At 75.0% G+C, this 10,611-nt stretch carries 10 protein-coding genes; all 10 read right to left on the reverse strand.

Annotated elements, in window-relative coordinates:
- Positions 1-196 precede the first annotated feature (196 nt).
- The 10 genes from JWR81_RS17535 to JWR81_RS17580 all read right to left on the reverse strand — a co-directional run bounded on the left by JWR81_RS17535 (position 197) and on the right by JWR81_RS17580 (position 10,471).
- The gene (locus tag JWR81_RS17535) at positions 197-823 is read right to left on the reverse strand and encodes an NUDIX hydrolase (protein WP_297653428.1); all 627 of its coding nucleotides are present in this window, start codon (positions 821-823) and stop codon (positions 197-199) included.
- Complete coding sequence (locus JWR81_RS17540) at positions 820-2,538, reverse strand: CTP synthase (RefSeq protein ID WP_297653431.1); 1,719 nt, start codon at positions 2,536-2,538, stop codon at positions 820-822. The genes JWR81_RS17535 and JWR81_RS17540 overlap by 4 nt, the downstream gene beginning before the upstream one ends.
- A gap of 300 nt (positions 2,539-2,838) precedes the next feature.
- The gene (locus tag JWR81_RS17545; protein ID WP_297653434.1) at positions 2,839-3,756 is read right to left on the reverse strand and encodes a copper transporter; all 918 of its coding nucleotides are present in this window, start codon (positions 3,754-3,756) and stop codon (positions 2,839-2,841) included.
- Entirely contained in the window at positions 3,753-4,937 is a 1,185-nt protein-coding gene (gene steA / locus JWR81_RS17550) for a putative cytokinetic ring protein SteA (protein WP_297653437.1), read from the reverse strand. The genes JWR81_RS17545 and steA overlap by 4 nt, the downstream gene beginning before the upstream one ends.
- Before the next feature lie 100 nt (positions 4,938-5,037).
- Complete coding sequence (recN, locus tag JWR81_RS17555) at positions 5,038-6,846, reverse strand: DNA repair protein RecN (protein ID WP_297653440.1); 1,809 nt, start codon at positions 6,844-6,846, stop codon at positions 5,038-5,040.
- Between the two features lie 35 nt (positions 6,847-6,881).
- Positions 6,882-7,796, reverse strand: coding sequence for an NAD kinase (locus JWR81_RS17560; protein WP_297653443.1), 915 nt, complete (start codon positions 7,794-7,796; stop codon positions 6,882-6,884).
- Complete coding sequence (locus JWR81_RS17565; RefSeq protein WP_297653455.1) at positions 7,793-8,581, reverse strand: TlyA family RNA methyltransferase; 789 nt, start codon at positions 8,579-8,581, stop codon at positions 7,793-7,795. The genes JWR81_RS17560 and JWR81_RS17565 overlap by 4 nt, the downstream gene beginning before the upstream one ends.
- Positions 8,582-8,586: 5 nt before the next feature.
- Positions 8,587-8,781, reverse strand: a complete 195-nt coding sequence (locus JWR81_RS17570; RefSeq protein ID WP_297653446.1) for a hypothetical protein — start codon at positions 8,779-8,781, stop codon at positions 8,587-8,589.
- Positions 8,778-9,803, reverse strand: a complete 1,026-nt coding sequence (locus tag JWR81_RS17575) for an HAD-IIA family hydrolase (RefSeq protein WP_297653449.1) — start codon at positions 9,801-9,803, stop codon at positions 8,778-8,780. Before JWR81_RS17575 ends, JWR81_RS17570 begins: the two co-directional genes overlap by 4 nt.
- Positions 9,800-10,471, reverse strand: a complete 672-nt coding sequence (locus JWR81_RS17580; protein ID WP_297653452.1) for a hypothetical protein — start codon at positions 10,469-10,471, stop codon at positions 9,800-9,802. Before JWR81_RS17580 ends, JWR81_RS17575 begins: the two co-directional genes overlap by 4 nt.
- Positions 10,472-10,611: the final 140 nt, after the last annotated feature.

The raw sequence follows: 10,611 nt of genomic DNA on the forward strand, positions 1-10,611 counted from the left end.
TCTTCGGCATCGGTGTGCTGTGGGCGTTCATCGACGGCATCGTCCTGCTGGCCGGACACCCCACCGACCCGTACGGACGCCCCCTGCGCAGTTGATCGTGGTGGCAGGTCGCCGCGGCTTCGGGGTCCGCCCCGCCGCTGATCTCGCGCTCACCACTCGTCCCGTTCGCCCCCGAGGCCGAGAAGGCCCTCGAGCGTCAGGCCTTGCGGCGGGCGAAACGCGTGGGCCGGTCCTGCCACGGCGCGTCCACCGGACGGCCCGCCTGGCCCGCCCCGGCCACGGTGTTGGCGGCCAGCACCGCGGCCACCGTCACGCCGTTGACGATCGTGCCGGCCAGCACCATCCGCACCGCCACCGACAATGTCACCCAGCGGGTGGCCATGTCGGCCTCCTCGTCGTCGCCCACCTCCGGGCGGCCGATGTCGGTGAGCCCGCGCGCGAGGTAGACCCGCACCGACTCGTCGGAGAACCCGGGCGAGGGCACCACGTCGAGCAGCACCGACCAGTCGGTGGCCGCGAGGCCGGCCTCCTCGGCGAGCTCGCGCTTGGCTGCCTCCACCGGGTCCTCGTCCTGGACGTCGAGCAGGCCCGCGGGCAGCTCCCAGAGCCGCCGGTGCACGGGGTGGCGGTACTGGTGGATCATCATCAGCCGGTCGTCGGGGTCGAGCGCCGCGATGGCGACCGCTCCCGGGTGCTCCACGACCTCCCTGACGGCCACGCGCCCGCCGGGCATGACCACCTCGTCGGAGCGCAGCGCCATGACCTTGCCGACGTAGATGTCCTTCGACGACCGCACCGGGAAGTCGTGCCGGGGGGCGGTCATGATCCGGCTCCGTTCACCGCAGCCGCCGCCGCACGCTCACGTGCCGGGCCGTCGAAAGGCAGCCGGTCCTCGGCCCGGTAGCCCAGCGCCGCCTTGACGAACGCGGCGAACAGCGGGTGCGGGCGGGTGGGACGGCTCTTGAGCTCAGGATGGGCCTGCGTCCCGACGAAGAACGGGTGCTCGTCGGCGCGCAGCTCGACGAACTCGACGAGCTTCCCGTCGGGTGAGGTGCCGCCGAACACGAGGCCGGCCTCCTCCAGCCGTGACCGGTAGGCGTTGTTGACCTCGTAGCGGTGGCGGTGGCGCTCGGAGACCTCGCGGCTGCCGTACGCGTTCGCCACCACGGTGCCGGCGCCCAGCACGGCGGGGTAGGCCCCGAGCCGCATGGTGCCGCCCATGTCCCGCTCGCCCGCGACGACGTCGCGCTGGGCGGCCATCGTGGAGATCACCGGGTGCGGCGTGCGCTCGTCGAACTCGGTGGAGTTGGCGTCCTCCAGCCCGGCGAGCGAGCGCGCGGCCTCGATCACCATGCACTGCAGGCCCAGGCACAGGCCCAGCGTCGGGATGCCGCGGGTGCGGGCGTACGTGATGGCGCCGAGCTTGCCCTCGATGCCGCGGACGCCGAACCCGCCCGGGACGAGCACGCCGTCCACGCCGTCCAGCGCGGCGGCCGCCCCGGCCGGGGTGCGGCAGTCGTCCGACGGCACCCAGCGGATCTCGACACGCGCGTGGTGGGCGAACCCGCCCGCGCGCAGCGCCTCGGTGACCGACAGATAGGCGTCGGGAAGGTCGACGTACTTGCCGACGAGCGCGATCTTCGCCGTCTCGTCGGGGTGGTGCACGCGGTCGAGCAGGTCGCCCCACACGGTCCAGTCGACATCGCGGAAGGGCAGGCCCAGGCGGCGGACGACGTACGCGTCGAGGCCCTCGGAGTGCAGCACCCTCGGGATGTCGTAGATCGAGGGGGCGTCCGGCGCGGCCGCGATACCGTCGAGGTCGACGTCGCACATCAGCGAGATCTTGCGCTTCATGCTCTCCGGGATCTCCCGGTCGGCGCGCAGCACGAGTGCGTCGGGCTGGATGCCGATGTTGCGCAGCGCGGCCACGGAGTGCTGCGTCGGCTTGGTCTTCAGCTCCCCCGACGGCGCGAGGAACGGCACCAGCGACACGTGCAGGAAGAAGCAGTTGTCGCGTCCCACGTCGTGACGGACCTGGCGGACCGCCTCGAGGAACGGCAGCGACTCGATGTCGCCGACCGTGCCGCCCACCTCGGTGATCACGACGTCCGGCGTGATGCCGTCCTCGTCGGGCTCCGCCATCGCGAGGATGCGGTCCTTGATCTCGTTGGTGATATGCGGGATGACCTGCACCGTGTCGCCCAGGTACTCGCCGCGGCGCTCCTTGGCGATCACCGTGGAGTACACCTGACCGGTGGTGACGTTGGCCCGGCCGTGCAGGTTGCGGTCGAGGAACCGCTCGTAGTGGCCGACGTCGAGGTCGGTCTCCGCACCGTCCTCGGTGACGAAGACCTCGCCGTGCTGGAACGGGTTCATGGTGCCCGGATCCACGTTCAGGTACGGATCGAGCTTCTGCATGGTCACCCGCAATCCGCGGGAGGTGAGGAGTTGGCCCAGGCTGGAAGCCGTCAGACCCTTACCCAGCGAGGACGCTACCCCGCCGGTGACGAACAGATGACGCGTCGCGCGAGGCTGCACGGGGTTCCAGGGTACATAGCGTGGCCGGCCGAGGTGCCGCGGCCCCGGTGTGTCGCCGCGGACGCGGCGAGGTGCACCCGTTCGGGTGCCGCACCCACTGCTCACCCGCCGCGCTGCCCGCCACCGAGGGTGCACCTGGTGCACCACCGACCTGGGCAACCGCGATCTCGGTCCGGCACCCGTTCGCGGGTGGCCGCCGCCTCCCCCACCAGGCCGACGAGGACGCACAGGGTCCGGCTCGAACCCGGAACACCGCGCCGTCGGCGGACGCGGCGGACCGGACCGGGCCCGCCGCCCGTGTCAGGCCTTCGGAGCGGACCCGTCCGCCGCCGTCACCGCCGTGCCGTAGCTGCCGGCCCGGCCCTCGACCTGCTCACGCAGGGCCAGCACCGCCGACACCTGCCCGGCACCGGTCTGCACGTCGTCGACGGTGGACATCGCGGCGGTGATCGTCGGGTCGGCGCGCGCCACCCCGACCGAGCCCGTCGCCTCGGACGAGCCGGCCCGACCGGCGAGCACCGCTCCCCCGCCGGCCCGGTCCAGCTGGGCCGCGAGCCGCGCGATCACGGCGGCGGAGTCGGCGGCGTCGATCCCGGTCAGCGCACCGCCGGTGAGCACGAGCGCGAGGTTCGCGGGCGCGGGCGGGGCGCCGGGCGCCACGAAACCGGTGCTCGCGAGGCCGCTGAGCACGCTCTGCTCCTGCGCGGGCGTGGCTCCGGCCTTCGCGAACAACACGCCGCCGAGCAGCCCGCCGGCCAGGCTCCCGGTGTCGGACGCCGCGGGGAGCTGCGCGCCAGCGGGCAGCAGCTGCGCGGTGAGCTGGCGGAGCTGGTCGGCGCGGGACGGGTCGCCGACGGCGTCGGTCAGCGCGACCTCGCCGGTGACGGTCGCGCCGGCGTCCCCGAGCAGCGCCACGACGGCAGCCCGGTCGGCCGGGTTGGCCCCGGACGTCACGAGCGTGACGGTCTGGCCCTGCAGCGCGCCCTTCACCGCGGCCGGGCCGATGCGCTGGGCGAACTCGTCCGATGCCCGCTGCGACGCGGCCAGCGCGTCCCGTTCGGCGGTGAGCTGCTGGACCTGGCCGCCGAGGTCGTCGGCCTTCGTCGTGACGGCGCCGAGCAGCCGCTCCGACACCCCGCTCGCGCCGAGGACGATCCCGATCGCGAGCGCGAGGAAGACCGCCGCGATGGAGACGGCGTGGTAGCGCAGGGAGATCACACGAACCAGCCCTTGATCGTCTCGACGAGGGCCGCCCAGCTCGTGGACACCCAGGCCAGGATCGCGTCGCCGGCGTCGGAGACGAGCAGCGCCGCGAGCACGGCCACCACGGCCGCGCCGATGAGCAGCAGGATCGCGCCCGTCGAGATGCGGCTGCGGTAGAGCGTGGCGATCACCCGGCTGTCGACGAGCGTGCCGCCGAGCTGCAGCCGCGTCAGGAAGGTGGACGCGTTGCTGCCCGCCCGCCCGCGGTCGAGGAACTCGGCCATGTTCGCCGACAGCCCGACGGTCACGACGAGCGCGGCGTCGTGGTGGGCCGCGAGCAGCAGCGCGAGGTCCTCGGGGTTGGCCGTGCTGGGGAACGTCACCGCGCCCGCGCCGAGGTCCTGAACGCGGTGCAGGCCGGGTGCGTGGCCATCGGCGAAAGCGGGCACGACGATGTCGGCGCCGCAGGTCAACGCCTCGTTGGAGACCTCGGCCGGGTCGCCGACGATGAGCGCGGGCGTGTGCCCCGCGGCCATCAGCACGTCGGCACCGGCGCCCGCGCCGACCAGCACCGGCCGGTACTCGCGGATGTAGTTCTTCAGGCGGGCCAGCTCGGCGGCGGCGTCGAACCCGGCAGCGACGACGAGCACCTGCCGCCCGGTCAGCACCACGTCCACCTGCGGCACGCCGGCGCCGTCGAGCAGCAGACCGCGCTCCTGGCGCATGAACTCGATGGTGTTGGCGGCGAACGCCTCGAGCTGGTGGGTGAGGCCGGACTTGGCCTCGACGAGCGCGTCGGCCACCGAGTCGGCGTCCTGCAGCACGCCCTCGGCGAGCCGCAGCTCGCCCGCGTAGACCACGCCGTCCAGCAGCCGGATGCGGCTGCCGTCCTTGATCGCGTGCATCGCCTCGGGGCCGACGTTGTCGACGATCATGATCCCGGCGGCGACGAGCACCTCCGGGCCGAGGTTCGGGAACCGCCCGGAGATCGACGGCGACACGTTGATCACGGCGGCCACGTCGGCGGCCACGAGGGCGTCGGCCGTGGCGCGGTCGAGGTCGATCTGGTCGAGGACGGCGATCTCACCGGGCTTGACGCGGCGCAGCAGACCGTCGGTGCGCCGGTCGACGCGCGCGACGCCGGTCAGCCCGGGCAGCTCGGTGCGCGAGCGGTGCAACAGGCCGGAGAGCTTCATACACGCACTGTGACACCTGGGGCGCGTGATGCCAGGAAGGCACGCCGACGGTCACCCTGCGTTCATCAGCTCAGGGTTGACCAGCTCAGGGCCCGCCGTCTCAGGCGCGGGCAGCCGCGGCCTTCCTCCGCGGCTTACGCGCGGGGGCGGGTTCCGGCACGGCTCGATCGGCCTCGCGGTGGGCCCGGGCGGAGCCCAACAGCTCCTCCGCGTGGGCCCGGCCCGTGTCGGTGTCGTCGAGACCGGCGAGCATGCGCGCCAGCTCGACGATGCGCTCGTCCTCGGGCAGCGTGCGCACGATGCTGCGCCGGGCACCGTTCTGGCCACGCACCGACTTGTCCACGACGAGGTGCCGGTCGGCGTAGGCCGCCACCTGCGGCAGGTGCGTGACGACGATGACCTGGTGGCGCGCGGCCAGCTTGGCCAGGCGCCGCCCGATCTCGACCGCGGCCCGGCCGCCGACCCCGGCGTCGACCTCGTCGAAGACCATCGTGGGCACCGGGTCGGCACCCGCGAGGGCCACTTCCAGTGCCAGCATCACCCGGGAGAGCTCACCGCCGGACGCGCCCTTGTGCAGCGGCTGCGGCGCCGCGCCCGCGTGGGCGACGAGCCGCAGCTCCACCTCGTCGACGCCGCTGGAGCCCGCCACGAGCGTGGCGGCACCGACGCGCAGGGCGTCTGCCGAGCCGGGCGCCGCCTCGCGCGGCGACACGACGACGAGCAGCCGGGCATCGCCCATCGCGAGCCCGGCCAGCTCGGCGGTGGTGTCGGCGGCGAGCCGGGCCGCGGCCTCGGTGCGCGCCGCGGTGATGTCGGCCGCGTACTCGGCGAGATCGACGGCCAGCGCGTCGCGGTGGGCGGCCAGGCCCGCCAGGGCCTCGTCGGACACGTCGAGGCCGGCCAGCCGCTCCTGCGCCTCCTGGGCCCAGGCGAGCACGCCGTCGACGTCGGCCGCGTACTTGCGCGTGAGTGCCTTGAGCTCGGCCTGCCGCGACAGCACAGCGGCGAGGCGCTCCGGATCGGCGTCGAGCCGGTCGAGGTAGGCGGTGAGCTCGGTGCCGACGTCACCGATCAGGGCGAGCGCCTCGGCGAGCCGGGCGTCGAGGGCGGTGAGCTCGGGATCGCCCGTGGCGGCGAGCCTGCTGCGCGCGTCGCCGATGAGGGCGAGGGCGGCGGGCGACTCGACGTCGTCCTCGCCGACGATGGCGGCGTGCGCGGCGGCGGCCACGGCGCGCAGGTCGTCGGCCGCCGAGAGCCTGCGGGCCTGGTCGAGCAGCTCGGCGTCCTCGCCGGGCTGGGGGTCGACCGAGCCGATCTCGGTGAGCCCGTGGCGCAGCAGGTCGGCCTCCTGCGCGAGCCGGCGCGCGCCGTCGCGGCGCTCGACGAGCTCGGCGGCCACCCGCTGCCACTCCGCGCGCGCGGCGCGGTAGCGCTCCAGGGGCTTGCCGACGGCGTCGCCCGCGAACCGATCGAGCAGGGCCCGCTGCTCGGCGGGCCGCAGCAGGCGCAGCTGGTCGTTCTGGCCGTGGACGGCCAGCGTGGCCTCCGCGAGCCGGCCCAGTACCCCGACCGGCACCGAGCGCCCGCCCAGGTGCGCCCGGGACCGCCCGTCGGCGCCGACCGTGCGGACGGCGATGAGTGTGCCGTCATCGTCGGCGTCGGCCCCGACCTCGTCGGCCACGGCGAGCGCGGCCGCATCGGCGGTGAACCGCCCCTCGACCACGGCGCGCTTGGCCCCCTCGGAAACCCGGGACGCCTCCGCGCGCCCCCCACCGAGCAGGGACAGCCCGGTGACGACCATGGTCTTGCCCGCACCGGTCTCCCCGGTGAGCACCGTGAGCCCCGGGTCCAGCTCGAGCGTCGCGTCGTCGATCACGCCGAGCCCCTGGATCCGCATCTCGGCCAGCATGGGGCGAAGCGTACGACGCAGCCCCGACAGTCCGTTCAGCCGTCCGCGTGGGGCGCGCCCCGCCAGCCCCGGACCGGCAGGTCGAACTTGCGCACCAGCCGGTCGGCGAACGGGCTGCCGTCCAGGCGCACCATCCGCACGGGCAGGCGGCCTCGGCTGAGCTCCACGCGCGCCCCGGGGGGCAGCACGAACGTCCGGCGGCCGTCGCAGTCGAGCAGCGCGGGCGGCCCGGACGCGTCCACCTCGACCGCCACCTGGCTGTCCGGCGAGATCACCATCGGCCGCGCGAACAGGGCGTGCGCGTTGCTCGGCACCAGCAGCAGCGCCTCCACCTGTGGCCACACGAGCGGTCCGCCCGCGGAGAACGCGTAGGCGGTGGAGCCGGTGGGCGTCGCGCACAGCACGCCGTCGCAGCCGAACGCCGACACCGGACGCCCGTCGACCTCGAGCACCACCTCGAGGATCCGCTCGCGCGTGCTCTTCTCGACGGTGGCCTCGTTGAGCGCCCACGTCCGCGCGAGCACATCGCCGTTGCGGCGGGCCACGGCGTCGAGCGTCATCCGCTCCTCCACCGAGTAGTCGCCCTCGATGACGGCGTCCAGCGCGTCGCCGAGCGACTCCTCCTCGGCCTCGGCCAGGAATCCGATCCGCCCGAGGTTCACCCCGAGCAGCGGCACCCCGACCGGCCGCGCCATCTCCGAGGCCCGCAGCAGGGTCCCGTCGCCACCGAGGACGAGCACGACCTCGGACCCCTCCGCGCAGCCCGGCCTGCCGTCGACGATGCGCGGCTCCATACCCGCCGGCAGGTCGACCTCCACCTCGGCCCACTCGTCGCCGATCACCCGCAGACGGACCCCGGACGCGGCCAGCCGCCGAGCGACACCGGCAGCCGTGCGCCGGTTGGTCTCACGTCCGGAGTGCAGGACCATGGTGACCTCGCGAGCGGTCATGCGGGCCCGTTCTCGACGGCCGTGGCCAGCGCAGCGTCGCCGACGTCGTCGCCGTCGCGCGCGAGCCACAGGAAGAACTCGACGTTGCCCGCCGGCCCCGGCAGCGGGCTCGCGACGGCGCCCCGCAGCCGCAGGTCCAGCCGCCGCGCCGCCGCCGTGACATCGGTCAGCGCGGAGAGCCGCAGCGCGGGATCGCGCACCACTCCCCCGGAGCCGAGCCGCTCCCGGCCGACCTCGAACTGCGGCTTCACCATCGGCAGCAGCAGGCCGGCCGTACATGCCGTGAGCGCCGGCAGCACCGTGCGCAGCGAGATGAACGACAGGTCGGCCACGGTGAGGTCGACCGTGCCGCCGATGGCGTCGGGCTCCAGCGCGCGGACGTTGGTGCGGTCGTGCACGTGCACCCGCTCGTCGCTCTGCAGCCGCCACACCAGCTGCCCGTACCCGACGTCGACGGCCTCGACCTCCCGCGCCCCCCGCTCCAGCAGGACGTCGGTGAAGCCTCCGGTCGACGCGCCCGCGTCGAGGCAGCGCGCCCCGGTGACGTCGACACCGAATGCGTCCAGCGCCCCGGTCAGCTTGTGGGCTCCGCGCGAGGCCCACTCGCGCTCGCCGGTCTCCTGCACGGTGACGGGCGTGTCGCGGTCCACCATCGTGGCGGCCTTGCCGGCCGCCACCCCGCGGACGGCGACGCGCCCCTGCTCGATCAGCTCCGCCGCCTGCTGACGCGACCGGGCCAGACCGCGGCGCACCAGCTCGGCGTCCAGCCGGGCCCTCGTGACCACTCGGGTCACGCCGGGCCGGTGGAGCCGGCGGCGAGGGCCTCGCCCAGCGCGGCGTGGACGCGTTCGAACGCCTCGACGTGCTCGGCGGGCGGCCGCTCGTCGAGCACGTCGAGAGCCGCCATCACCCGTGCCACGAGGTCTCCGGGGTCCTGCGCGCGGGGATCGGCGGGGCGGGGAGGGCCCGGCACGGGGACGGTCATGACGCCACGGTAGCCGAGCCCCCGGGCCCCCCGCCCAGCCCGAGATCCTTCAGCGTCCGCTCGGCGTCCGCGCCGTCGGCGGTGACGTCCACGGGTCCGCCACCGGCCGCCCAGTGGACGCCGCAGAGGGTGCGCAGCGCCCCGACGGGGTCGCCGGTGCCCGACAGCCGCAGCGCGCCGTCGCCCGTCGTCTCGGCCGTCCATCCCGACGGTGCGCCGGGCACCAGCTCGGCGGCATCGGCGGTGAGGGAGCCCAGGTCGGCCGCCACGTAGTCGGGGCGCAGCTCCGGCGGGGCGGCCAGCAGGTCGGCCGCGCCGGACACCCCGGTGAGCACGAGCAGCGTGGCCAGCCCGGCCGCGCGACCCCCCTCGATGTCGGTGTCGAGGCGGTCGCCGACGACGAGCGCCCGCTCCGCACCCGTGCGGCGCACCGCGTCGATCAGCAGCGCAGGCGCCGGCTTCCCCGCGACCAGCGGCTCCAGCCCCGTGGCCGTGCGGAGCACCGCCACCATGGACCCGTTGCCCGGCAGCGGACCCCGCTCGGTCGGCAGCGTCGGGTCGAGGTTGCACGCCACCCACACCGCGCCCGCGCGCAGCGCGACCGACGCGTCGGCCAGCAGCCGCCACCCGGTGTCCGGGCTGTGGCCCTGCACCACGGCGGCGGCCTCCGCGGGATCGTCGGTGACGGTCAGCCCCGCCAGCGTCACCTCACGCCCGAGCGCCTCCGTGCCCACGACCAGCACCGGCGCCCCGGCGGGCAGCCGACCGGCCAGCATGGACGCCGCGGCCTGCGAGCTGGTGGCCACGTCGTCGGTGGTGGCCGGGAAGCCGAGGTCCGCCAGATGCTGCGCGACGTCGGCAGGCCGACGCGACGCGTTGTTCGTGACGTACACGGTGCGTACGCCCCGCTCCGCCGCTCCCCGCACGGCCTCGACAGCGCCGGGCACTGCCGCGGGCCCGCGGTAGAGGGTGCCGTCGAGGTCGGCGAGCAGGACGTCGTGCATGTCCAGCAGGTCGGTCACCGGCTCGGCTCCTCCTCGTCGTCGCCCGCTCCGACCTGGGCCGCGCCAGGCTCGTCGGAGCTGGCCGCATCGGTGCCGGTCGTGCCGGTGCCGGGCTCGTCCGTGCTCTCAGCAGCACCGGCCGTGGCGTCGGCAACGGGGACGTCGGCAGCCGGCTCCACGCCCGTCGCCGCGTCCTCAGCCGACTCCACCTCCGCCGCCACACCCTCGGCCGGCTCCACCTCGTCGGGCGAGGCCGCAGCGTCGGCGGGCGCTTCGAGGGCCGCGGCGTCGGTGTCGTCCGCCGCCCGGTCCATCGCCGGCTCGTCCACCGCCGGCTCGTCCACCGCCGGCTCGTCCACCGCCGTGTGGACCGCCGCTGGGTGGACCGCCGCCTGGTCGGCCGTCCCCGGAGCCTCGCCCGCGCCGCGGTCCGTCTCCTCCGTCACCTCGGAGGCGTCGACCTCCGCGACCGGGGCTGCGTCCTCCGGGCCGTCGGCGGCATCGTCGTCGGCATGCTCGCCGCCGAGAACCTCGTCGTCGGCAACCCCGTCGGCAACCCCGTGGTCGGCAATTCCGTGGACGGCGGGATCGTCGGCGGCACGATCGCCGGCAAGACCTTCCTCGTCAGCAACCGCGTGGTCGACAACCCCGTGGTCGGCGCTCTCGTCGGCGAGGTCGTCGTCCACGTCGTCGACGGCGAGCTCGTCCTCGCCCTGGAACTCAACACCGTCGTCCTCGAGCGGCTCGCCTGTGAGGTCGGCGATGCGCTCGTCGGCATCGGTCTCCCCGTGGACGTCGGCGTTCGCCGTGTGCACGAACCACTGCA

This window comes from Pseudonocardia sp. (genome assembly GCF_025965585.1).
Classification (GTDB): domain Bacteria; phylum Actinomycetota; class Actinomycetes; order Mycobacteriales; family Pseudonocardiaceae; genus Pseudonocardia.